Below are 23,789 nucleotides of genomic sequence, written 5' to 3'. Positions count from 1 at the left end.
CATCCGATCAGACGATTATGACTGCTGCCGATCGGTGTTGACTACGTCACATCCCGCTATCCCTTACGACGCAGGAGCCGCACTCATGGACGCCATCGCGACCACCCCGCCGCCGGTCAACGAGCCCGTCGGCACTTTCGCTCCGGGAAGCCCGGAGCGGGCTCGCCTCCGGACCGCGCTCGCCGAGTTGTCCGCCTCCCCCACCGAGATCGCCCACGTGATCGGCGGCCGCCATCTGCCCGGCGACGGCCCCGCCTTCGATGTGGTCGAACCGCACCGCCACGGCGCCGTCCTCGGCACTTCGCGCGATGCGAGCACCACCGAAACCGCCGCCGCGGTCGAGGCCGCCTGCGCCGCGGCGCCCGCCTGGCGGGCGATGCCGTTCGACGACCGAGCCGCGATCTTCCTGCGCGCGGCCGACCTGCTGTCCGGGCCGTGGCGCGAGAAGATCGCCGCCGCAACGATGCTCGGGCAATCCAAGTCCGCCTATCAGGCCGAGATCGACGCCCCGTGCGAGCTGATCGACTTCTGGCGATTCAATGTCTCGTTCGCCCGCGAGATCCTCGCCGGCCAGCCGCTCTCCTCGCCGGGTGTGTGGAATCGGATGCAGTACCGCTCGCTCGAGGGGTTCGTCTACGCGGTGACACCGTTCAATTTCACCGCGATCGCGGGCAACCTGCCCACCGCACCCGCGCTGATGGGCAACACCGTGGTGTGGAAGCCGGCCAGGAGCCAGGCCGTAGCGGCCTACCTGACGATGTGCCTGCTCGAAGCCGCCGGACTGCCGCCCGGGGTGATCAACCTGGTCAACGGGCCCGGTCCGGTGATCTCCGATGTCGTGCTGGCCGACCCACGGCTGGCAGGCGTGCATTTCACCGGGTCCACGGCGACGTTCCAGCATCTGTGGCGCGAGGTGGCGCAGCGCCTGGACGGCTACCGCACCTACCCGCGGCTGGTCGGCGAGACCGGCGGCAAGGACTTCGTGCTCGCGCACCCGTCGGCCGATCCGGCGGTGCTCACCACCGCACTGGTGCGCGGCGCGTTCGACTATCAGGGCCAGAAATGTTCGGCCGCCTCCCGGGCGTTCATCCCGCGTTCGGTGTGGGCGGCGATGTCGGAGGACCTGATCGAGCGGACGTCGGACCTGCGCTACGGCGATGTCGCCGACTTCACCAATTTCGGTGGGGCACTGATCGATCGACGCGCCTTCGACCGCAATACCGCCGCACTCGAGCGCGCCAAGGCCACACCGGGTCTGACCGTCGTGGCAGGCGGACACAGCGACGACAGCGTCGGCTGGTTCGTCGACCCGACCATCGTGGTCGGTGACGATCCGGCCGACGAGATGTTCCACACCGAGTACTTCGGCCCGATCCTGGCGGTGCACGTCTACGACGACAGCACCCCGACCGCCTTCGCCGACGCGATGGACCTCGTCGACAGCGGCAGCCCCTACGGCCTCACCGGCTCGATCATCGCGCGAGATCGCACCGCGATCACCGACGCGACCCAGCGACTCACCTTCGCCGCGGGCAATTTCTACATCAACGACAAACCGTCCGGGGCGGTCGTCGGCCAGCAGCCGTTCGGCGGCGCGCGAGCGTCCGGCACCAACGACAAGGCCGGTTCCCCACAGAACCTGCTGCGCTGGACCTCCGCGCGCACCATCAAGGAAACCTTCGTCGCGCCGACCGAGCATCGCTACCCCCACCAGGCACCGGAGGTCGACTGATGTCGGTGCTACTGCGTTCGACCATGCTCGCCGCCGCGCGCTCGCCCCGGCTGGAACGCACCGTCACCCGGCTGCCGGTCAGCCGGGCGGTGGTGGCCCGCTTCGTCGCGGGCACCACCACGGAGCAGGCGGTGCGTGCCACCGAAACCCTGTTGCGCTCGGGGCGTTTCGTCAGCATCGACTATCTCGGTGAGGACACCACCGACCTCGCCGGCGCCGAGGCGACCCTCGCGCAGTACCGGACCTTGATCGCCGCGCTCGGCGCACTCCCCCAGTCCGAGGTGGCCACGGGAGCTGTTCGGCCACTGGAGGTTTCGGTGAAGCTGTCCGCGCTCGGACAGGCCGTGCCGAGCGACGGTCACGCCGTCGCGCGCGAGCACGCCCGCCAGATCTGTGCCGCCGCCGAGGCCGCGGGGATCTGGGTGACCGTCGACGCCGAAGACCACACCACCACCGACTCGACGCTGTCGATCGTGCGCGAACTCCGCGCCGACTACCCGTGGCTGGGCACGGTGTTGCAGGCGTATCTGCGCCGCACCGAGGACGACTGCCGCGCGATGGCGGGTCCGGGGTCGCGCATCAGGCTGTGCAAGGGCGCCTACGACGAACCGGAGTCGGTCGCCTTCCGTGACAAGGCCGAAGTCGACGCGTCCTACCTGCGGTGCCTCGGCGTGCTCACCGCGGGCGCGGGCTACCCGATGATCGCCTCGCACGACCCGGCGGTGCTCACCGCGGCCGCGGTCGGGGTGCAGTCGGCGCAGCGCAAGACCGAGGAGTACGAGTACCAGATGCTGTTCGGCATTCGGCCCGACGAACAGCAGCGACTCGCCGCCGCGGGCAACCATGTTCGGGTGTATGTCCCTTACGGTGACCAGTGGTACGGGTACTTCATGCGCAGGCTGGCCGAAAGGCCGGCCAACCTCGGGTTCTTCCTCCGCGCACTGGTCGGCTCGCGCGGACGATGACCGGCTCGGTCGAACAATCATTGCCGCTGAACATTATTCACTCTCGGTGACCGCGCCGCGCGCGTGGCGGTGTACTCGCAGGAGCTCACCGTGACGCGGCGGTGTGCGCCGATGGAAGGAAACGCGAATGTCTTTCGCAGAGCTGCGCATGCAGATGTTGCGTCGCAAACCACTGATGGAGGTCGACGACGAGATCCCCAGTGACGAGCGGCTCGCCAAATCACTCGGGCTCTGGCAGCTCACCGCGATCGGCGTGGGCGGCATCATCGGTGCGGGCATCTTCACCCTGGCGGGCTCGGTCGCGCACTCGGTCACCGGTCCCGCGGTGCTGATCTCGTTCCTGATCGCCGGTGTGGCCAGTGCCGCGGCAGCGCTGTGCTACGCCGAATTCGCCGGCATGGTCCCGAAAGCCGGGTCGGCCTACACCTACGGCTACGTCTCGCTCGGTGAGCTCGCCGGCTGGTTCATCGGCTGGGACCTGTTGCTCGAGTACATCGCGGTGGCGGCGGTGGTCGCGATCGGTGTGTCGGGGTACTTCGGGTTCCTACTCGATCAGATCGGCCTGACCCTGCCGGAGTGGATGCTCGGCGCGCCCGATACCGGGGACGGCCGGGTAGTCGACCTGTTCGCGGTGCTGTTCTGTCTGGGCACCGCGTGGGTGCTCTCGCGCGGTATCGCCAGTGTCGGCCGGTTCGAGACGATCGCGGTCGGCATCAAGGTCGCCCTGGTCGTGCTCATCGTGGCGCTCGGGGTGTTCCACATCGACAGCGCCAACTACGACCCGTATTTCCCGTTCGGCACCGGCGCGGTGTGGACGGGCGCGGCGACGGTGTTCTTCGCGGTATTCGGTTACGACGCGATGAGTACCGCGGCCGAGGAGTCCATCGACGGGCGCAAGCACCTGCCCAAGGCGATCATCTACTCCCTCGCCATCGCGATGGTGCTCTACGTGCTGGCCACGCTCGTGCTCACCGGCATGCAGAAATACACCGAGATCAGCCCGACCAGTGGTTTCTCCACCGCGTTCGAATCGGTCGGGATGCCGGGCGTCGCCAATATCATCGCGGTCGGCGCGATCGTGGGCATCGTCACCGTCGTGCTCACCTTCATGCTCGGCGTCACCCGGGTGTGGTTCGCGATGAGCCGCGACGGGCTGCTGCCCCTCTGGTTCGCCAAGACCCACCCCACCCGCAAGGTGCCGACCAGGGTCACCTGGATCGTCGGCTTCGGCGCCGCGATCCTGGCCGGCGTGCTGCCGATCAACACCGTCGCCGAGCTCACCAATATCGGCATCCTGATGGCCTTCATCGTGGTGTGCATCTCGGTGATCGTGTTGCGGCGCACCAGGCCCGACGCCCCGCGCTCGTTCCGGCTGCCGTTGATGCCGGTGATCCCGCTGGTCGGGATCGGTTTCTCGGCCTACCTGATCTGGTCGCTGCCGTGGGAGACCTGGGTGCGGTTCGCCGGTTGGCTCGTAGTCGGTCTGATCGTGTACTTCGCGTACTCACGCAAGCATTCGGTGATGAACCGGACCGCGCCGGAGCCGAGCGACTAGGTCGCCGGCCGACTGTGCTGTGATGGGTCGATGAGATCGGAGCAGGACGCCGCCGCGGCGGGCGCGAGGCAGGCGCGCGCGCCGCGGCGGCGGGATCCGGCGAAAACGCGCGAAGCCATCATCGACGGGCTGCTCGCCGCTGTCACCGCGGGTGATTTCGCGCCGACCGCGCGCGCGATCGCGACCAGGGCGGGCACCTCGGAACGCAGTGTGTTCGTGCACTTTCCCGATCGGGAAGCGTTGCTGGTGGCCGCGACCGAACGCCAGTCCGAGATGGTCGAGGCGTGCCTGGTGACCCCCGATCCGTCGCCTGCTCTGGCCGAGCGGATCACGAGCGCGGTCCGGCAGAGCGCCGCGATCTTCGCGCTACAGCGGGTGCCCCGGCTGCCCGGTCTGCAGGAATCCCGATCGATCGACGCGATCGACGCGCGGATGCGGCGCACCGACGAACGTATCCGCGCCGTCCTGGCCGCGCTGTTCGCCCCCGAACTGCTCCGACCCGACGGTGGGTTGGACGACGGGCTACTCGATCTGGTCGACGGCACCCTCGGCTGGCCGATGCGCCATCACCTGCAGGACCGGCGCGGACTGACGGCCGAGCAGGCCTCGGCGACGATCGAGCGCGCGGTCGGGTCGCTACTCGCTCAGCGCTGACCCCGGCACGAGCACCCGCTTGAGGATCTTGCCGGTCTCGCCACGCGGCAGAGCGGTCAAGAACGTCACGTCGCGCGGGACCGAGAAACGGCTGAGGCGGTTGCGGATATAGGTCCGGACCATGTCCGAATCCAGGCCTGCCCCTTCGCGTTTCACCACGAACGCGGCCAGCCGCTGGCCGAACTCCCGGTCGGGGACGCCGACGACCGCGACTTCGCTGATCTGCGGCAGATGGGCGAGTGCCTCCTCGACCGGGCGCGGGAAGACGTTCTCACCGCCGGAGATGATCATCTCGTCGTCGCGGCCCGCTACGAACAGCCGCCCCGCGGCGTCGAGATAGCCGAGGTCGCCGGTATCGAGCATGCCGTCGGCCTCCTCCGGCGGCGCGGAGTTGACGTAGCCGTCGAAGAGCATGTGGTTGGCGACGAAGATGTGCCCGGTGGAGCCGACCGGCACCGGACGCAGATCGGGACCGAGCACCGCGACCCGGGTGCCCAGCGGCGGGCGGCCCGCGGTGGTGGGCGATACCCGCAGGTCGTCGGGGGTGGCGACGCTGGCCCACGACACCTCGGTGGAGCCGTACACGTTGTAGAGCACGTCGCCGTAGCTGTCGAGGAATCGCAGCACGGTGGCCCCGGCCAACGGCGCGCCACAGCTGACCACGAATCGAAGACTCGACAGATCCAAGCCCGCGCGCACCTCCTCGGAGACCTCGAGCAGCCGTTCCACCATTGTCGGCACCACGATCAACGTGGTGATCCGGTGTTCGGCCACCGCGCGCAGGCAGTCCATCGCATCGAAACCGTCCGAGAGCACCACGGTGGCACGCAGTGCGGTGCTGAGCTGCAATCCGGCCAGACCCCAGGTGTGGAACAGGGGCGCGGGAATGAGCATCACCTCCTCCACGCGCAGCGGAATCCGTGAGAGCAGTGCGGCGATGGTGCCGAAACCCTTGGCGTGCGGGCGCCGCGCACCCTTCGGCGAACCGCTGGTGCCCGAGGTGAGCACGATCAGCCTGCCGGGATGGGCGGGCACCGGGAAGTCGGTGTGCGCCTGGGTGATCAGGTCGTCGACCGTCGTGCGGTCCGGATGCGGCGGACAGTCGTCGGTGGTGTAGCGCGGTACCTCGCTGTGCAGGTAGCGGATCAGCGTTTCCAGCGCACCGTCGACGAAGACCGAGCTGAGCCGGTGCCGCTGCACGATCTCCTCGATCCGCCGCCCCGACAACCCCGCGTTGAGCAGCGCCACGTCGACGCCGAGTTTGCCTGCCGCGACCATGGTTTCGACCATGCCCGCGTGATTGCGAGCCAACAGGCCGATGGCGTCGCCCTTGCGCAGACCGATCGAGTACATCGCCGCGGCCAGCGCGGTGGATCTGGCGTCGACCTCGGCGAAGGTGCGGTGCCCGCCCGCATCGATCAGCGCGAGCCGATCCGGGGCGTAGGCCGTACCCGCCGCGTAGCCACCGGCCAGGTTGAAGCCCCACTTCGACAGGGAGCGAAGCTGTCTCATGATCGACACCGGCTCGGGCCGCATCAGCCCGGTGGCCGCGATACTGCGAGCCACCCCGGCGTTTCGGCGCACCATCGAGCGTTCGGCATTGACCACCACCGAGGAACGGGTGCCCGCGATCGAGTCGGCGGTGCGGCGCAGCCCCGCCTTCACCCAGTCGGTGACCAGCGAATTGCCGCCCTGCTCGAGCAGGGGATGGATACGCGCCACCGCGAAGAGGGTGATATCCAGACGCGTCCGCTCCTGATCGCCACGCAATCGAACCGCGGCGAAGCTGCCGAGCTCGGGGCTGCGCAGTTCGAAACTCTCGTACCAGCGGCCGATGACGAGGATGAACTCGTGCGTGCGGATACCGCCGCTCGCCGACCCGATCCGCACCTGCCAGTGGACCGCACCGTCGGGGCGTTCCACCGGTTCACAACTGCCGATACCGGTGAACATGCGTGGGTAACTCTGGGGATCGAGTAGTACATCCCACAACGCTTGACGCGCGATCGTGAAATCCGCGCTGACATCGATGACGTCGGTGACCAAACTCCGTGCTCTACTTCCCGTCGGCCTGTTCGACCCAGTTGGTCGGCGGGCAAAAATGGGCGCTGTGGTCGGTACCACCTCGCGGGTCGCCACGCTACCCGGCAGCGGCGCCCCGTCATCAAGAATCGGACAAAACCGGTGGTTCGGGACCGTTTCCGCCGGATTTTGGTCGGAGGGCCACTCCTGCCGACATCGCCGATGTGAAACTGTCCAATCCCTTGCACACCCTTCGGGGATGCCGAAGTATTGCTGGCAGTACCGACCCGATCTGCAGGAGTCGCCGCGATCCGCGGCACGACGAGCGAAGAGGTGTGGACATGACAGCGAGCTGGCCGAGTTCTCGGGACCCTTTCGACGACATCTTCCAGCGGTTTTTCGGTTCCGGAATGTCATCGAAGCCACCGGTCCAACGCATCGATCTCGGCAGACTCATGACCGACAACGCGAAGTTGCTGGTCGGTACGGCTCGCGAGGCGGCCCAGGATTGGGGCAACCCCGACATCACTCCCGAACACCTGCTCTACGCGGCCACCGAAGCAGAACCAGGGCGCAGCATCGTGGCCGAACTCAGCCTGGACCCCGACCAGGTCGCCGAGCAGATGCAGGACTATCTCGACACCGGCCGACCCAGCGAGGACGACCTCGCCGACATCACGCTCAGCCCCGCCACCAAGGTCGCATTGCGGGCGGCCCAGCGGCAGGCGGCCCAGTCCGGCGCCAGCTACATCGGCCCCGAACACATCCTGCTCGGCATCGCCTCGCTGCCCGACAGCGTCGCGGCGCAGGCCCTGGTCGCCGGAATAGCGGCCACCGAGAGCGGTGGTGTGCCCGCGCCGGGAACCCCGATGGCGACCGCGCCCTCGAAGCGGCAGCAGCCGGAATCGGACACACCCACCCTCGACGAATACGGTCGCGATCTCACCGCCGAAGCCCGCGAGGGCTTGATCGACCCGGTCGTCGGCCGCGCGGAGGAGATCGAGCAGACCATCGAGATCCTGTCGCGGCGGCGCAAGAACAACCCGGTGCTGATCGGTGATCCCGGCGTCGGCAAGACCGCGATCGTGGAGGGGCTGGCCCAGCGCATCGTCAACGGTGACGTGCCGGTCACCCTCGCCGACCGCCGCGTCATCGCCCTCGATGTCGGCTCGCTGGTGGCGGGCAGTAAGTACCGCGGCGAATTCGAGGAGCGCCTGACCAAGATCCTCGACGAGGTCCGCGCGCACAAGGACGAGCTGATCGTGTTCATCGACGAGCTGCACACCATCGTCGGCGCCGGTGGCGGCGGCGAGGGCTCGATGGATGCGGGCAATCTGCTCAAGCCCGCGCTGGCCCGCGGCGATCTGCACGTCGTCGGCGCGACCACCATCGACGAGTACCGCAGATACATCGAAAAAGACGCTGCCCTGGAACGCCGGTTCCAGCCGGTGCTGGTCTCGGAGCCCTCGGTGGACGACACCATCGAGATCCTGCGCGGTCTCGCCGATGTGTACGAAGAGCACCACCAGGTGCGCTACTCCGACGAATCGCTGGTCGCGGCCGCGCAGCTGTCGGATCGCTACATCACCGACCGGTTCATGCCCGACAAGGCGATCGACCTGATCGATCAAGCGGGCGCGCGGGTCCGGCTCCGTTCGGGTACCCCCGACCCGGCGGTGAAGGCCAGGGACGAGGCGATCGCGCGCCTGTACCGGGAGAAGGACGCCGCGGTCGACAACGAGGACTACGAGAAGGCCAAGGCGCTCAAGGCCGACATCGACGCCGCCGAGGAGGAACTGGAGGATTCCGGTGCCACGTCCTCGGAGCCGATCGTCGAGGTCGTCGACATCGCCGAGGTGATCTCCAGGCGCACCGGCATTCCGGTCGCCGATCTGACCGCCGAGGAGAAGCAGCGTCTGCTCCAGCTCGAAGACGTCCTGCACAAGCGGGTGATCGGGCAGAACGAGGCGATCGTGGCGATCGCCGAAGCGGTCCGCAGGGCCAGGGCCGGGCTCAAGGATCCGAACCGGCCGATCGGGTCGTTCCTGTTCCTCGGTCCCACCGGTGTGGGCAAGACCGAGCTGGCGAAGGCCCTGGCGGAGGCGGTCTTCGGCGACGAGGACCGGCTGATCCGGTTCGACATGAGCGAGTTCCAGGAGAAGCACACGGTCTCGCGGCTCGTCGGCGCCCCGCCCGGATACGTCGGCTACGACGATGCCGCGCAGCTCACCGACAAGGTGCGTCGTCAGCCGTATTCGGTGATCCTGTTCGACGAGGTCGAGAAGGCCCACCCCGATGTGTTCAATGTGCTGCTGCAATTGCTCGATGACGGCCGCGTCACCGATTCCAAGGGCCGCACAGTCGATTTCAAGAACACGATCGTGATCATGACGTCCAATATCGGTTCGCACGTGATCCTCGAGGCGCCCCCCGGCGACCTCGACTCGATCGTGCCGCAGCTCGAACAGCTACTGCGCCAGCACTTCCGGCCCGAGTTCCTCAACCGCATCGACGAGCAGATCGTGTTCCACCGCCTCGACTCCGCGCAGTTGCAACAGATCGTGGAACTGATCCTGGATCGCACGCGACGCATGCTCGCCGCCCAGGACATCGAACTCGAGATCAGCCGATCCGCGGTGGACTGGTTGGGCGAGCGGGGTTTTCAGCCCGAGTTCGGTGCGCGGCCGTTGCGGCGCATCGTCCAGAAGGAGCTCGACAACCGGGTCTCGCGGTTGTTGCTCGACGGCGGGTTGGAGCCGGGTGGCACGGTGAAGGTCGATACCGCCGACGACGATCTGGTCGTCACCGCGGTGAACCCGGCAGGCACACCGGAGACCAACGGTTCGCCGGCCGCGCCGACCCCGAAGAAGGCGGCGAAGAAGCCCGCCAAGAAGGCCTCGGGCAAGAAGAGTGACGACAAGAAGCTCGCATCGAAGTAGCGGATGAACGACTGTGGCCCGGTTCGCGAGAACCGGGCCACAGTGTTGTCGCGTGGGTCAGCCGCCGCTGACCACACACGATTCCCCGAAGCGGAAGCCGCGGCCCACCGACACATTCGCGCCACTGGCGATGCCGTCCTGGACGGCGATCAGCGCGTGGGCACCGGTGTAGGACGGCACCCAGTTGAACATGGCGACGCCGTCGGTCGGGGCGACCACGGCCAGCAGTACGCCGTTGTCGTAGAAGGCGACAGGAATGATGCCGACGCTGAGCCTGGCCAGCAACTGGTGGGTACATCCGGTGCCGTAGTTGGTAGCCGAGCCGACGCTCAGGTTGGGTTTCACGGTCAACTGCGAAACACCGGCCGTGGCGGTGGGAGCGCCGATGGTCGTGGCCAGCAACGCCGTCCCGATGGCGGCGACGGCGATGGCGAATTTCCTGTCACTCATATCTCACGTCCTTGTGCTGCGGGGCCGACCGAACGCGAGGCCGGCGAGTCGGTCTCATCCTCACCCCATCGCGGGACCGATGGTGGGAGAACACACGAACCGTTTCGCCGACCTCGTCGCGCCGACTACACCCGAGACCAGAGTGCGGGGGTATTCGGCGGCGTCCAGTTCGGGTCGTGCACCGTGTGCGCCTGTCTGCAGCTATAGGTGGCGCCCTGGTAGGTGACCTTGTCGCCGATGGCATAGGTGGCGCCCTGACGCCACGACGATCCGGCGGGCGCAGTCGTGGTTGTCGGGTGCTCGTGCCCGGGGGTGGTCGTCACCGGCGGTTTCGTGGTTGTGGCAGGCGGTTTCGTGGTCGTCGCCGGTGGCGTGGTGGTGGGGGCGGGGGTGCTGGTGGTCGGCCGGGGCGTGGTGGGCTTCGGAGTGGTCGTAGTCGGCGGGGTGCCGCCACCACCAGCCACCTCGAGATCGACGCAACTGTAGAAGGCCGCTGCGGTATCACCGATATTCCATACCGCACGCAATTTCTGACGACCGGAATAGTTCGACAAATCGACGGTATGGGTTACTTCCATCGCGGGCTGTCCATTTCGACCGTCGAACACGGCAACCCTGGTATTGCCGATGAAGTATTCCCAATTCAATGTGCGATGATTCGCGGTATTCTTCCACGTGAAACTCGCGCTGTTGGAGACTTTCTGCGGCACCCACCCGAGACTGTCGTCATCGAGCTCGGGGTACTTGTTCGCGCTGCAGTTGGTGAGCCCCTTCGAGCCCTCGACGCTCTGCGGTTCATATTTCACCGCACCGCAGGGCACGAGGCCACGGGCGCATTGTTCCTGCCTGCTCGCCGGTCCGGTGATCCAGCCGTGCGCAGTGGCACTTCCGGCGGGAACCAACGCTGTGACGATGGGCGCCAATGCCATTGCTCCGGCGATGAACAGAATTCGACTTCTCACTATCAATACTCCTTGGAAACGCACGCGGAGGACGGCAGGGGCCGGCTTGCCGTCCGGGAAACATTTCGAGCGATGACACTGAACACTTCGATATCGAACTGTGACACCGAACATTAGGGTGACGAAGATCAACCGTCAACCGTTCCAGTAGCGAAAAATACTGTTACCAGCCGGTATTCACAGGCCGTTTCGCACACGTGCGAATTCAGCGAACAACTCCGTTTCGAACCAACCGGTATCCATCGATGGCAAACGACTGGTTAATCTCGCAGCTATCCCGGGTGCACAGATTTGCCAGGAGTTGTCGATAGGTAGCCATGTTGACAACAAGCCGCCTTACCGCTCAAGCGCGGGCACCCGCCGCAGGGGCCTGGCGAACTTTGCGCGACTCCTCCAAAATCAGCGGGAGGCCGTCTCGAATCAGCCGAGGAACGCGAGGATTCCGGCGGTGATGAGCTCGGCGTAGCGGGCGCGCCCCTCCGGGGTCTCGATGAGCGCGGCATCGGTGGCCGAGCGCATGTTCCCGCATTCGACCAGGGCGCTGGGCCGCTCGGCCAGGTTGAGCCCGGCCAGATCAGCCCGCGGATCCAGTCCCGCCGCGCCCACATAGGTCGACGGCACCGCACCACCGGCGATCATGGCATCGCGCAGCGCAGTCGCCAGTCGCGTTCCCTCCTCGGCCTGGACCGGGTTCAGCGGGGGTTCGGCATAGGCGATGTGGAATCCGTGCGCGCCCGCGCCGGTATTGCCGTCGGCGTGGATCGAGACCACCGCATCGGCGCCCGACTGGTTCGCGATAGCGGCCCGCTGGTCGACGCACGGTCCGACGCCGGTGTCGTCAGGGCGCGTGAGGATCACCCGCACACCTCGCGCGGCGAGGGCGTCGCGCACCCGCAGGGTGACGTCCCAGGTGAACTCGTGCTCGGGATAGCCACTCGCGGCCGAGGTGCCGGTGGTGTTGCAGGCTTTCGTCCCACCGCGCCCGTCGGGCACTCGCGCGTCGATCTGCGCGAGATGGGCGGCATTGCCACCGTTGTGACCGGGATCGAGGACAACGGTACGGCTCGCGGCGGGGGAAGTCGGCGGCATGGCACTCTCCGAGGAAACGGCCGTCGCGGTCGACGTCGGCGGGTTCGCATCCGTGGTGGTGGACGCGCATCCGGCGAACAGCGCTGTCGTCGCGAGCAGGCAGGCGGGCAGGAACAAGCGGGGGCGCACCCCGCCACCGTGCCACACCCGGCGACGAGGCGACTTCGTCCGCACCGTGTCACGCACGCAGCCCGGGGTCGCCTGCCTGCCTGACGCGGCATCGCAGTCCGAGACGATGACTCGCGGCCGACATCGCGAGAATTAGCACCGAACCGTGCTCAGTGGTGAATGCGCAGGGGAAGAGTCGCATGGCGTCGGGCGAACAGGCTGGGCAGCCAGCGCGGCGGCTCCGCATCGATCAGGCTGAATCGCTCGGTGCGTTCGAGGAGCAGGGTGAGCGCGGCGGTCGCTTCCAGTCGGGCCAGCGTGGACCCGATACAGAAGTGGGCGCCCGCGCCGAACGCCGCGTTGGCACGTGCACGCGGGCGGTCCAGGTCGACGACGTCGGGATCCGGGTAGGCGGCGGGATCACGGTTGGCGGCTCCCCACAGCAACAGCAGGTGACTCCCGGCGGGCAGGTCGACGCCGTCGAGCTGCGTGTCGGTGACGACGTGGCGGTGGTGGCCACGGAAGGGCGACTCCAGGCGCAGCGCCTCGTCGAGGAACGCGGGGACGAGTTCGGCGCGTTCGCGCAGGCGGGTCTGCAGGTCGAGGTCGGTGGCGAGCAGTCGCGCCGCCGAGGCGATCAGACCCGCGGTCGATTCCCCGCCCGCGCCGATCAGCTGCACCACGATCAGCACCGCCTGCTGTTCGTCGATCGTGCCCGCCGCCATTGCCGCGACGAGTACTTCGAGCAGTGTCCGCGACGAATCGTGCTCGGCCACACGATCTTTCGCTTCACTGATCGCCAGGTACGCGTAGTGAGCGAGCTCGGCCGCCGAGGTGATCAGCGCTGTCATCCGGCCGTCGGCGACGACACCGCCCAGCATCTCGGTGGAGTCGTAGGCCAGCGAGAGCAGTGTCGGCACATCGGCGCCAGGCAGTCCGACGAGTTCGGCGATCAGCGCCAGCGGCAAGCGGTCGGCGACCCCGGTGGCCCAGTCGATCCGGTCGCCGTCGAGTTCCTCCGTCCACAGCTGTTCGGTCAGCGCGGTGACTGCCGGGGCCAGCGTGCGGCCCCGTTTGGCCAGGGCCGGTCCGACGATGGCGCGGTGCGCGGCATGGACATCGCCGTCGGCAGTGGCGAGCACGTGGACACCCTGCCCGGTCGCGTCGAGATCGAAGGTCATCGGCGCCGCACCCGGCTGGGCGACGAGCACGCCGGTCAGATGCGAGGAGAACTCCGCCGGGCGCCGGGTCGCCTCGGTGACCGCGGCCCACGAGGCGACGAGAAAGAAATCGGTCCCCGGTACCCGATAGACGGGCGCTTCCTCGCGCAGGGTGCGATACATCGGGTACGGGTCGTCGAGCACCGCCGCGTCGAACAGGTCGATCGCTTCGAGGTCTGTGGTCATGGCCGCCGCCTTTCCTGGTCAGGCTGTCGGCGCTCACGGTGCATCGCCGAGAAGCACGCGGTCAATGTCTGTCTCAGTGTGAGACGGCGTGGCAATGTTGTTGTCGCCGACATACTCGTTCGAAAAGTCTCTCTACCTAGCCTTATTTGGGTAGACAGATGTGACCGATCGTCTCATTATGAGACAGGCCGTGGGAGGATTCACCGATGACCGACCACGTGGACTGGTTGACCGGCGGTAACCGACGCACCATCGCGGTCGACCGCCTCGAACGCGCCGCCCTCACGCTGTTCCTCGAACACGGCATCGACAACGTCACCGCGGAGGACATCGCCGCGGCCGCCGGCTGCTCGCGCGCGACGCTGTATCGCTACGTCGGCGGCAAACCACAACTGGTGCGCGCGGTGATGGTCAGGGCCGCCGGGTCCGTGGTGGCGCGGGTCGAGTCGGTCGTCGACTCGGTCCCGCCCGCCCGACGGCCCGTCGAAGCCATCCTGGCCGCCGTCGCCGCGATCCGCGCCGACCCGGTGCTGCGCCAGTGGCTGATCCGGCACCGCTCCCCCGACACCGACGAATTCCTCGCCGGCGCACCGGAACTCGGTCACATCGCGACAGCGCTGACCAGGATCGTCCCTGACGACGAGGCCGCGGGCTGGGTCGTGCGCGTCGTCTTGTCGCTGCTCACCTGGCCGCTGCCCGACGCCACGGCGGAACGTCACCTGGTCGAACGCTTCGTCGGGCCCATCCTCCGCGCAAGCTGACTCCCGACGGGAGCGCGCTCAGCCGCGGTGGTGGCGACTCTCGTAGGCAACGCGCTCGACCTCGGCTCGACGGCGTTCGGCCTCGTTCGCCAACTCCGGATCGAAGCCATGGCTGACCAGGCGGTGCCGCCGGTACACATAGACCAACGCCACGGTGAAGTAGACCAGCGGCAGGTACAGCAGCGCCATCATCGACAGCCCGATCCACAGCGGGCCAGGCACCAGTAGGAACAGGCACAGCACCGGAAGCACGGGCAGCAGGAAACGCATCAGGTATCGGCGGGTCGCGCCGGGGCCGGTGAGGTCGGCCAGCACCCAGTCCCCCATCGAGGGCGGCAGGGTGCCGCCGGTGATGTAGCGAACGCGCTGCCAGAAGTTCGGGGTCGAGTTGCTCATTACTGCTCCCTCACGTCGGAGGCGCGTCGCGCGGCCGCGTTCACTCGGCCCAGGACATCGCGCAATTCTTCCAGATCCGCCAGGCTCACGCCGAGGCGTGCCACGACGGCGGGCGGGATCTGCTCGGCTTGTTTACGCAGGTCGCGACCCACCTCGGTGAGGTCGATGTGCAGCGTGCGCTCGTCGAGCGGATCGCGGCGGCGGGTGATGAGACCGGCGGATTCGAGCCGTTTGAGCAGCGGTGACAACGTCGCGGAGTCGAGCTGGATCGCCTCGGCGACGGCCTTCACCGACATCGGCGCCTCACCCCACAGGGCGAGCATCACCAGATACTGCGGATGTGTCAGGCCGAGCGGTTCGAGCAGCGGCCGGTAGACCGCCAGCACCGATCGGTTGGCCACCGCCAGGGCGAAGCACACCTGCCGGTCGAGCCGCAACGGATCTTCGAGCTCTTGCATCGTCCACCACCTTCCTTAGCCCACACACTATTACGCCACTAATAGTTAGTGCAATAACTATTAGTGGCGTCACAGATGGCGCAGGGACGCTGCGCGTCAGTCCTCGTCGACGACCAGCGGCTCCCCGGCGGCGGCGCGGCGGACCTTCTCGCGGCCGTTGTCCTCCTCGGTGCGGCCCTGACGCCAGTAGCCGGTGAAGGTGATCGCCCGCTTGTCGACGCCTCGGTCGCGGACGAGATTGCGGCGGGCAAGCTTCACCAACTCGGCCTCACCGGAGATCCACGCGTAGGGCGCGCCCACGGGGAGCTCGGCGGCGCGCACCGCGTCGACCACCGCGTCGCCGTACCGACGATCGCCTCGGTGCACCCACTCGATCCTCACGTCGCCGCGCGTCTCGAACCACTGCTCGTCGGCCGGGCTGCCGACCTCGATGAACGCTCGCACCGGCGCACCCACGTCGAGGCGTTCGATGATCGCGCCGATCGCCGGAACGGCGGTCTCGTCACCGACGAGCAGCTGCCAGTCGGGGTCACCGGACGGGGCATAGAGCGCGTGCGGCGGACAGAGCAGGCCGATCTCGTCGCCCGGCGTCGCGGTCGAAGCCCAGTTCGAGGCGGGGCCCGCATGCTCGGCGTGCAGGACGAAGTCGATGTCGAGTTCGCCCAGTTCGGGCCGCTGCGCGCGGATGGTATAGGTGCGCATCGGCGGGCGGATCTCGTCAGGCATAGCGAGATACCGCTGATACCAACTCATTACGTTGCCCGAGTCTTCCAGGGGCGGCGGCACCACGGGCCGTGGCCGACCCGGGAGCGGGAAGAAAAGCTTCGTGTACTGGTCAGGCCCGACGTCGGCGAGGGCGGCCGGGTCCTGACAGCCGAGGGTGACCCGCACCATGCGCGGCGTCAGCCGTACCGCGCGACGAACCGTCGCCGACGCGTAGACCATGGCCGGTCGATTCACAGTCCCAGTTGCCATTAGGCAAGGCTAACCTATTGCGGAGTCGGGCTAACTAGCCCAGCCGACAGCGAGGCTGTTCGACCACACGCGGGTAGCGACGACGTCGCGTGCCGCGCGCCCTGCGGCAGATCTGAGTGCGGGCTGATTCAGGGCATCGGCAGTGGCGGTGTCTGCGGGAATATCACGGGCAACGCCGCGAGCGACCGATGGAACGGGCCGGGCCGCCATACCAGCTCCTCGACGGGCACGGCGAGGGTCAGTTCCGGGAGGGCATCGAGCAATTGATCGATCGCGTCCTGCACGATCAGGTACGCCACCGGCTTGGCCGGACAGCCGTGCGGACCAGCGCTCCAGGCCAGGTGCGCCCGATTGTCGACGACATCGCGTCCGGCGATGGCCGGATCGTTGTTGCACGCCGACATACTGATGACGACCGGTTCGTGCGCGGGCAGCCAGGTGTCCTCGACCAGGATCGGCTGACGCGGGTAGGTCATGCAGAAGTTGGCCAGCGGCGGGTCGGTGAACAGCACCTCGTCGAGCGCGTCGCGCGTGGACAGGCTGCCGCCGAGGACATTTCCCGCGAACCGGTCGTCGGTGAGCATCAGCCGCAAGGTGTTGACCACCAGGTTCAGCATCGGCTCGATGCCCGCGCCGTAGAGCACCAGTAGTTGGTGCACCATTTCCTCGTCGGTCAGCGCCGCCTGGTGATGGAGCAGGCGGGTGGCGACATCGTCACCGGGTTCGCGCTGACGCAGCCCCACCAGATCCGCCAGCGCGGCGGCGAGCAGGTTGTTGCCCGCCTCGGCGTCGTCGCCTTCGAAGATCTGCGCCATTCCGGTGGCGACCTGCTGCCCGATCTCGGGGGTGCACCCGAGCATCGAGTTCAGCGCTTGGAACACCAGCGGAAACGCGTACTGACTCAACAGGTCCGCGGATCCGGTCGCGCAGAAGCTGTTGATCAGCGGGATGGCGAACTGTTCGACGGTGCTGTGCATCGCGTACAGATCCACCCCGGCGAGACCGGCGACATTGGCCTGCCGATACCGGGTGTGCTCGGCGCCGGTGGTGCGCAACGCGGCCGGACGGAATTGCAGCATCGGCAGTACCGGGCAGTCCAGCGGGATATCGCGTTCCCACATCCGTGGGTCGGCCGGAAAGTGCTCCGGATCGTTGAGGATGCGCACGGCGGTGTGGTAGCCGACCACCAGCGTGGCCCGAATGCCCGGCGACAGCTCCACCGGCACCACCGAGCCGAACCGGCTCCGCATCTGCTGGTAGGCCGCCTGCGGATCTGCCGCGAACTCGGGTGCCCACATCGCCACCCGCTCGCCGGCGGCGATATCGACCGTCATGACGCTGTTGCTTCCTGTCTGCGAAAGAGATATTCCGCCAAGGTGATCAGTGCGCGCAGCCCCTGATCACGGCGACGTGCGTCGAGTGCGATCACCGGAGTATCCGGTGCGAGGTCGAGTGCCTCGCGCACTTCTTCGAGTGGATAGCGGCGGAATCCCTCGAATTCGTTCACCGCCACCGCGTACGGCACGCCACGCTGTTCCAGCGCCGAGAGCACGTCGTCGGCCTTCTCGATGCGCCGGGTGTCGACGAGCACCAGCGCACCGAGGGCGCCGCGCGCCAGTTCCTCCCACAGCGGGGCGAACCGTTCCTGGCCCGGTGTACCGAACAGATACAGCGCCAGTTGGGAATTCAGGGTGATGCGGCCGAAATCCAGGGCGACAGTGGTGGAAACCTTGCTTCCCAACCCTGCCATGTCGTCGACACCGATGCTGGCCTCGGTGATCGTCTCTTCCGTGCGCAATGGCCTGATCTCGGACACGCCGCACACGAAGGTGGTTTTGCCGACACCGAAATTGCCTGCGACCAGGATCTTCACCGACCGTGTCACGGTTTCCGCGACGTAGTCGACCTCATCCCGCAATGGCGCGGAGGCCATGCAACACCTCCTTGATCAATGCGAGTTCCGGCTTCACCTGTGCCGGGGTGGGGCAGTGCAGGTGACCGCTGTCGAGCAGATCGGAGACGATGATCTTCACGACGGAGGCGGGCAGGTCCAGATAGGCCGACAGTTCGGCGATCGACAGTGCGCCGCGGCGGCTGGTGAGTGCCAGCAGGCGACGCTCGTCGGGGCGGTGATCGGGACGTGCGTCGTCGACGGCACGGACCAGCGTCACCAGATCCAGATCATGGGCGGCGCGCACCCGGCCGCCGGTGCGCACATAGGAGCGCACCAGATCGGGATCGCGCCTGCCGCGGCTCAATTCCTCCCGCCTAGGCGGGGCGCGCTTCCGATCTCGTGACCGACGCGCGAAGCCAGTTCGTTCATCCGATGGGCCACCAGCGCCACGTCGACATCGGCGGTGGTGGCGACGCCGAGCAGGGCGCCCGCGCCCGCGGCGGTGATCATGATCATGCCCTCGTCGTACTCGGTCATGTTCTGGCGCACCGTATTCGTCGGGCCGCCGCAGAATTCGCCGAGCGCCTTACCGAGCGAGCGCAGGCCGGAGGCGGCCGCGGCGAACCGTTCGGCGTCGTCTTTGATCACGCCACGGGAGTGGGCGATGCGCAGTCCGTCTTCGGACAGCAGTACCGCGAAGCGGACGCCGGGGATCTCGAGATCCTCGAGCAGCCACGCCAATCGGTTGGTGCTATCGGCTACCGGTGTGCTCATCGGCTGTTCCTTCCGTGGTTCGCTCGGCCGCAGCGGCACGACCGCTGCGGGATCCGCTGCGCCAGGCAGCGGCGAGGTCGGGGCGCGCCTGCCCCGACTCCGTGATTACCCCCGCCGAATCCGGGGCAACCGGTCTGCGGCGACGCTTGGGCAGCCCGCCGCTGGTGATCTCGTGGACATCGGCGCCGGGCGATTCCACCTCGGCGACCGGTACGGGAATATGGGCGGGCGCGGCGAGTTCGGGCTCGGGCAGCCGCGGTGCGTCCCCACTCACCAGCAGCGCCGACGGTACGTACACCATGGCACGCATGCCACCGAAGATGTTGGGCCCGTCGACGTGCACGGAGAATCCGTAGCGCCGGGCCAGGGCCGCGATACCGGGGAAGCCGACCTTCGGCGCGGGGCCGAGATCGTGGATGTCGACCGGACGTTCGCCGCTGAGCACCAGGCGCGCGTCCTCGAGCTGCTCGGGGCTCATGCGCATGCCCGCGTCGTCGATGATGACGGTGACGCCGTGATGGCCCTCCTGGAAACCGATCTCGACGAACGACGACGGCGGCGAGTAGCGCAGCGCGTTGTCGAGCAGAGTCGCCATCGTGTGCACGAGCGGTTCGACCGCGCGGCTGATCACGATCCGATCGGACTGCGCCGCCCGCACGCGCAGGAATTCCCTGACCCGCCCGGTGGCGCCGCCCGCCACATCGGTGAGCGACTGTTGTGGCCACCGACGTCCGGGCAGTCCACCGGAGACGATCACGTAGGACTGCGCCTGCCGGATCATCTGCTGCACGGTGTGGTCGATCCTGGTGAGCGTCTCGTAGATCGCGTCATCGCGGTGTTCGCGCAGCGCGGCACTGACGACCTGGCCGAGGTCGGTGCCCAGGCTCACCACCGAGGTGCCGAAGGATCGAACGGCGGCGCTCGTGGCTGCCCGCGAGGACGCCGAGAGATCACCGCGGGTCTGCTCCTGCGCGGCCTGTATCTCGCTCAGGCGACGTTGCTCGCCGTAGCGTTCGACCATCGCCCTGGTTTCCTCGGCGACCACGCGCAGATCCTCGGCATGACCCGTGGCGATCCACTGCAGCGCCTGGCCGAACTGTGAATCACCCAGTTCCACCGGCAGATCCACAGCGACCGACGGGATCTCGTGTCGACGCACGGCGGCGGTGATCGCGGGCAGCGTCGCCTGCGCGAGCTGCATCAAGGCGTTCTCACAGGCGAGGCGTTCGCGGATGGCGGCGTCGGCTCGCTGCCGCTGTCGACGCTCGTTTCGCATAGCAAACACACTGACCGCGATCGCGAGCAGTAACAGCGGCGCACCGATGACGAGCAACAGCACCGCGATTCCTGAGTTCATCAGATCTTTCGTCGTCCTCGACCACACGACGCTGTTGCCGGTGGCCCTCGCCGGCCGGCCCGCCGAGGCATTCGCTTTCCGCCGCAGGGTGATTTCGGATACCCGATTCACACGCCCCGCTTCGAGCGACCCGCACACATTAGCAGCACACGTAACGATCGCGACACGGATCACACTGTCAGACATCATGATTCCCGCCCGAATCATTCCACGCTACTGGACGGTTGATCTATTCTGCTTCGCTATGCCTCGAGCCGATGGTTGCGGAACCCCGGGTACCGGATAATATCGCCGACGTGGCGAAATTGAAGCTCTCCGTCGATGTCCCCGTCCCGCCGGACCAGGCCTGGGCACACGCGTCCGACCTTCCGCACCTCGGCGATTGGCTGACCATTCACGAGGCGTGGCGCGGCACGCTGCCCGAGGAACTCACGCCGGGCACCGTTCTCGTCGGCATCGCCCGCGTGAAGGGCTTCCGCAACAAGGTCACCTGGACGGTGCGCACCGCCGAGCCGCCGCGCAAGCTCGCCCTCACCGGCACGGGCATCGGGGGCACCAAGTTCGGCCTCGGCCTGCTCGTCGAACCGAGCGGCACCGGGTCGAAGGTGAGTGTCGATATCGACCTGGGCGGCGCACCACTGTTCGGCCCGATCGGATCCGCCGTCGCGAAGGCCCTGCGCGGCGATATCGAACGCTCGCTGGAAATGTTCGTCAAGCTCTACGGCTGAGCCGCTGCGCGAAAGCCCGGACAGAACACGATGTTCTGTCCGGGCTTTCGTCTACGCGGGGTCAGGCCAGCGCCACGGCCTCGGCGTCGATCGGCGCCTTCGGCTTGGTCCTCGGCAGGAAGAACGCCGGGATCAAGGTCAGCAGCGCGAGCACCACGGTGACCCAGTAGGTGTTGCTGAACGCTGTCGCTGCCAGCTCCAGTCCCTGCTCGATGACCGAGGGCGGAATCTGCGCGGCGAGGTCGGGATTGGCGTTGGCGCCGATGGCCACCTTGGCCTCCGGATGATCGTTGAACTGAGCGGCCAGCACAACAGACATCGTCGCTGTGCCGATCGACGCCGCGGTCTGGTTGATGATGTTCATCAATGTCGACCCGCGAGCTACCTGTGCGTGCGAGAGCGTCTGGATGGCGGCGGTCATCACCGGCATCATCGTGCAGCCCATGCCGAGCCCCATCACGAACAGCGCGCCACCGATCAGCAGGTACGAGGTGTCGGCGCCCAGCTGGGTGAACCCGGCCAGGCCGAGGGTGATGAAGGTGATGCCGAACATAACGATCTTGCCGGGGCCGATCTTGTCGACCAGGAATCCCGCGATCGGCATCGTCAGCATCGCGCCGATCCCCTGTGGTGCCATGAGGAGACCGGAGTCGAACGCGGATTCGCCGCGAACCTGCTGCAGGTAGTTCGGCAACAGGAAACCGGCGCCGAAGAAGGCCGTCGCGAACAGCGACATGGTCAGCACGGAGTAGCGCAGCGACGGGTTGGAGAACAGCCGCAGGTCGATCAGCGGATGCTCGGTGCGCAACGCGTGGAAGACGAACGCGATCAACAGCGCCGCGCCGATAACGGCCGGAATCAGCACGCGCGCGGCCATGACCGTGCCCTTCTCCGGAATGGAGGAGACACCGAACAGGAACAGCGCGAGGCCGGGCGAGGCCAGCAGCATGCCGAGGAAGTCGAACGATTCCGACGGCTTCGGCTTGTCGGGAGCGAGCACGATCCACGCCAGGATCAGCGCGACGATGCCGAGCGGCAGGTTGATCAGGAAGATCCAGTGCCAGCTGAACGCGTCGATCAGCCAGCCACCGAGAATGGGGCCACAGATCGGGCCGAGCAGCATGGGCACACCGAGCACCGCCATCACCCGCCCGATCCGCTGCGGGCCCGCGGCGTGGGTCATGATCGTCATGCCCAGCGGCATCAGCATGCCGCCGCCGATGCCCTGAATAACGCGGAACGCCACCAGCGACTCGATACTCCACGCCATCGAACACAGCACCGACCCGAAGATGAAGAAGGTCAGCGCCGCCATATAGAGGCGTTTGGTGCCGAAGCGGTCGGCGGCCCAACCCGTCATCGGGATGACCGAGGCCAGCGCCAAGGTGTAGCCGGTCATGGTCCAGGCGACGACCTCGACGGAAGCGTTGAAGTCCTGCATGAATGTCGGGATCGCCACGGTGACCACCGTGATGTCGAGAATCGACATCACGGCGCCGAGGACGACTACGCCCGCCACCTTCAGTACCGCGGCATCCAGCTTGTCGGGATTGCGATCGGGCGCGGCGGCACCGATATCCGGAGGTTTCGTCACCGGTTAACCCAAGCACTTTTCGGCCCCGATGACCAGTGAAATCTATCTCGGTGTCACACCCGCGTGATCGTTGCCGCCTCGCTCGCCGCGAGCGCCGCCTTGGTCGCCGCGTTCGAGGCGGGCAACATCGGCAATCGAACGGCCGGACTGGAGATCTGGCCGCGCTCGGCGAGTACCGCCTTGATGACGGTGGGGTTCGGTTCGGCGAACAGCGCCGCGCCGAGTGCGTCGAGGCTGTTGCCGATGGCGCGGGCCCTGAGTACGTCACCGGCGTGCCACGCCTCGATGAGATCGGCGTATGCGCGGGGCGCGATATTGGCCGCGGCCAGGATCGCACCATGTGCGCCGAGGGCGAGCAGGGCAGAGGCGAATCGGTCGTCGCCGCTGAGCACCGTCGCCGGGGTCTGCGCGGCCATCAATTCGACGCTGGCCGCGTCGATACCGCCGACGGCGTGCTTGAAGCCGGCGATATTCGGCGTGTTCGCGAGGCGAATCAGCGTGCTCCCACTCAGCGGGCGACCGGTGCGGTGCGGCACGTCGTAGACCAGCAGCGGAGCCGGACTGATCGCCGCCAGCTGCGTGAAGTGCGCGATCACGCCCTCCTCGCTGGGCCGCACGTAGTACGGCACCACCGCCAGCACCGCCGCGACCGGCCGCCCGAGTTCGGCGATCGATCTGACCGATTCCGCGGTGGCGTTGCCCCCCGCACAGGCGATCAGTGGCGCATCGCGGTCGGCGCAGACGCCCGCACAGATATCCAGGACACGCCCGCGCTCGGCGGCGGTGAGCGCCGACGGTTCCGCGGTGGTGCCGAGCGCGACAAGCCCGCTCGCCCCCGCATCGAGGACCGCATGCGCGTGCCGTTCCAGTGCGCCGGGCTCGAGTGCCCCGTCGGCGGTGAACGGGGTGATCAGGGGGACGAAGAGGCCGTGTAGCGATGTCATATCTCTATAGTCGAGCCGGACCCACC

22 protein-coding genes are annotated in these 23,789 nt (G+C 67.5%); 7 read left to right on the top strand and 15 right to left on the bottom strand.

The genetic code is table 11. The features are described from left to right. The first annotated feature begins 85 nt into the window (after positions 1–85). From pruA to IBJ82_RS20560, 4 genes are all read left to right on the top strand, one after another. Positions 86–1,732: an L-glutamate gamma-semialdehyde dehydrogenase gene (gene pruA, locus IBJ82_RS20575; RefSeq protein ID WP_194827575.1), complete on the top strand. Its 1,647-nt coding sequence runs from the start codon at positions 86–88 to the stop codon at positions 1,730–1,732. Beyond that, complete coding sequence (locus IBJ82_RS20570; protein ID WP_194827574.1) at positions 1,732–2,697, top strand: proline dehydrogenase family protein; 966 nt, start codon at positions 1,732–1,734, stop codon at positions 2,695–2,697. Before pruA ends, IBJ82_RS20570 begins: the two co-directional genes overlap by 1 nt. 127 nt (positions 2,698–2,824) lie before the next feature. After that, the gene (locus IBJ82_RS20565; protein WP_194827573.1) at positions 2,825–4,252 is read left to right on the top strand and encodes an amino acid permease; all 1,428 of its coding nucleotides are present in this window, start codon (positions 2,825–2,827) and stop codon (positions 4,250–4,252) included. Positions 4,253–4,282: 30 nt separating this feature from the next. Then, positions 4,283–4,906: a TetR/AcrR family transcriptional regulator gene (locus tag IBJ82_RS20560; RefSeq protein ID WP_194827572.1), complete on the top strand. Its 624-nt coding sequence runs from the start codon at positions 4,283–4,285 to the stop codon at positions 4,904–4,906. Here the strand turns inward: IBJ82_RS20560 and IBJ82_RS20555 are convergent. Further along, positions 4,889–6,952 (bottom strand): AMP-binding protein, encoded by a 2,064-nt coding sequence (locus IBJ82_RS20555; RefSeq protein ID WP_194827571.1) that lies wholly within the window; start codon positions 6,950–6,952, stop codon positions 4,889–4,891. The two genes, IBJ82_RS20560 and IBJ82_RS20555, sit on opposite strands and share 18 nt — an antisense overlap. Before the next feature lie 317 nt (positions 6,953–7,269). On the opposite strand from IBJ82_RS20555, the gene IBJ82_RS20550 reads away from it, so the two are divergent. Further along, positions 7,270–9,867, top strand: a complete 2,598-nt coding sequence (locus tag IBJ82_RS20550; protein WP_194827570.1) for an ATP-dependent Clp protease ATP-binding subunit — start codon at positions 7,270–7,272, stop codon at positions 9,865–9,867. Between the two features lie 57 nt (positions 9,868–9,924). Here IBJ82_RS20550 and IBJ82_RS20545 read toward each other — a convergent pair whose 3' ends face one another. The 4 genes from IBJ82_RS20545 to IBJ82_RS20530 all read right to left on the bottom strand — a co-directional run bounded on the left by IBJ82_RS20545 (position 9,925) and on the right by IBJ82_RS20530 (position 13,882). Beyond that, positions 9,925–10,317 carry a hypothetical protein gene (locus IBJ82_RS20545; protein ID WP_194827569.1) on the bottom strand — a complete coding sequence of 131 codons (393 nt, stop codon included), beginning with the start codon at positions 10,315–10,317 and terminating at the stop codon, positions 9,925–9,927. Positions 10,318–10,442: 125 nt separating this feature from the next. After that, entirely contained in the window at positions 10,443–11,279 is an 837-nt protein-coding gene (locus IBJ82_RS20540; protein ID WP_370585401.1) for a carbohydrate-binding protein, read from the bottom strand. Positions 11,280–11,699: 420 nt separating this feature from the next. Next, a complete protein-coding gene (locus IBJ82_RS20535; RefSeq protein ID WP_370585400.1) occupies positions 11,700–12,554 on the bottom strand; it encodes an N-acetylmuramoyl-L-alanine amidase in 855 nt (284 codons plus the stop codon). Between the two features lie 92 nt (positions 12,555–12,646). Further along, a complete protein-coding gene (locus tag IBJ82_RS20530) occupies positions 12,647–13,882 on the bottom strand; it encodes a cytochrome P450 (RefSeq protein ID WP_194827568.1) in 1,236 nt (411 codons plus the stop codon). A gap of 206 nt (positions 13,883–14,088) precedes the next feature. On the opposite strand from IBJ82_RS20530, the gene IBJ82_RS20525 reads away from it, so the two are divergent. Next, entirely contained in the window at positions 14,089–14,643 is a 555-nt protein-coding gene (locus IBJ82_RS20525) for a TetR/AcrR family transcriptional regulator (RefSeq protein WP_194827567.1), read from the top strand. A gap of 18 nt (positions 14,644–14,661) precedes the next feature. Here IBJ82_RS20525 and IBJ82_RS20520 read toward each other — a convergent pair whose 3' ends face one another. From IBJ82_RS20520 to IBJ82_RS20485, 8 genes are all read right to left on the bottom strand, one after another. Beyond that, a complete protein-coding gene (locus IBJ82_RS20520) occupies positions 14,662–15,039 on the bottom strand; it encodes a DUF5313 family protein (RefSeq protein ID WP_194827566.1) in 378 nt (125 codons plus the stop codon). Next, positions 15,039–15,497 carry a MarR family winged helix-turn-helix transcriptional regulator gene (locus IBJ82_RS20515; RefSeq protein ID WP_194827565.1) on the bottom strand — a complete coding sequence of 153 codons (459 nt, stop codon included), beginning with the start codon at positions 15,495–15,497 and terminating at the stop codon, positions 15,039–15,041. Before IBJ82_RS20515 ends, IBJ82_RS20520 begins: the two co-directional genes overlap by 1 nt. 96 nt (positions 15,498–15,593) lie before the next feature. Then, positions 15,594–16,472 (bottom strand): siderophore-interacting protein, encoded by an 879-nt coding sequence (locus tag IBJ82_RS20510; protein ID WP_194827564.1) that lies wholly within the window; start codon positions 16,470–16,472, stop codon positions 15,594–15,596. A gap of 128 nt (positions 16,473–16,600) precedes the next feature. Continuing rightward, positions 16,601–17,806, bottom strand: a complete 1,206-nt coding sequence (locus IBJ82_RS20505; RefSeq protein WP_194827563.1) for a cytochrome P450 — start codon at positions 17,804–17,806, stop codon at positions 16,601–16,603. After that, complete coding sequence (locus IBJ82_RS20500) at positions 17,803–18,405, bottom strand: ATP/GTP-binding protein (RefSeq protein ID WP_056817091.1); 603 nt, start codon at positions 18,403–18,405, stop codon at positions 17,803–17,805. Before IBJ82_RS20500 ends, IBJ82_RS20505 begins: the two co-directional genes overlap by 4 nt. Then, positions 18,380–18,730: a DUF742 domain-containing protein gene (locus IBJ82_RS20495; RefSeq protein WP_194827562.1), complete on the bottom strand. Its 351-nt coding sequence runs from the start codon at positions 18,728–18,730 to the stop codon at positions 18,380–18,382. The genes IBJ82_RS20500 and IBJ82_RS20495 overlap by 26 nt, the downstream gene beginning before the upstream one ends. Continuing rightward, complete coding sequence (locus tag IBJ82_RS20490; RefSeq protein WP_194827561.1) at positions 18,727–19,140, bottom strand: roadblock/LC7 domain-containing protein; 414 nt, start codon at positions 19,138–19,140, stop codon at positions 18,727–18,729. The genes IBJ82_RS20495 and IBJ82_RS20490 overlap by 4 nt, the downstream gene beginning before the upstream one ends. Further along, positions 19,118–20,497 carry a sensor histidine kinase gene (locus tag IBJ82_RS20485; protein ID WP_056817100.1) on the bottom strand — a complete coding sequence of 460 codons (1,380 nt, stop codon included), beginning with the start codon at positions 20,495–20,497 and terminating at the stop codon, positions 19,118–19,120. The genes IBJ82_RS20490 and IBJ82_RS20485 overlap by 23 nt, the downstream gene beginning before the upstream one ends. A gap of 296 nt (positions 20,498–20,793) precedes the next feature. On the opposite strand from IBJ82_RS20485, the gene IBJ82_RS20480 reads away from it, so the two are divergent. Then, a complete protein-coding gene (locus IBJ82_RS20480) occupies positions 20,794–21,225 on the top strand; it encodes an SRPBCC family protein (RefSeq protein WP_194827560.1) in 432 nt (143 codons plus the stop codon). A gap of 61 nt (positions 21,226–21,286) precedes the next feature. Here IBJ82_RS20480 and IBJ82_RS20475 read toward each other — a convergent pair whose 3' ends face one another. Further along, a complete protein-coding gene (locus IBJ82_RS20475) occupies positions 21,287–22,819 on the bottom strand; it encodes a DHA2 family efflux MFS transporter permease subunit (RefSeq protein ID WP_194827559.1) in 1,533 nt (510 codons plus the stop codon). Positions 22,820–22,872: 53 nt separating this feature from the next. Beyond that, positions 22,873–23,763: a 4-hydroxy-tetrahydrodipicolinate synthase gene (gene dapA / locus IBJ82_RS20470; RefSeq protein WP_194827558.1), complete on the bottom strand. Its 891-nt coding sequence runs from the start codon at positions 23,761–23,763 to the stop codon at positions 22,873–22,875. Between the last annotated feature and the right edge of the window lie 26 nt (positions 23,764–23,789).

The organism is Nocardia sp. XZ_19_231 (genome assembly GCF_015355705.1).
Taxonomy (GTDB): Bacteria; Actinomycetota; Actinomycetes; order Mycobacteriales; family Mycobacteriaceae; genus Nocardia; species Nocardia salmonicida.
Note: the sequence above shows the minus strand (reverse complement) of the source record. Positions and strands in the feature narration are given on the sequence as shown.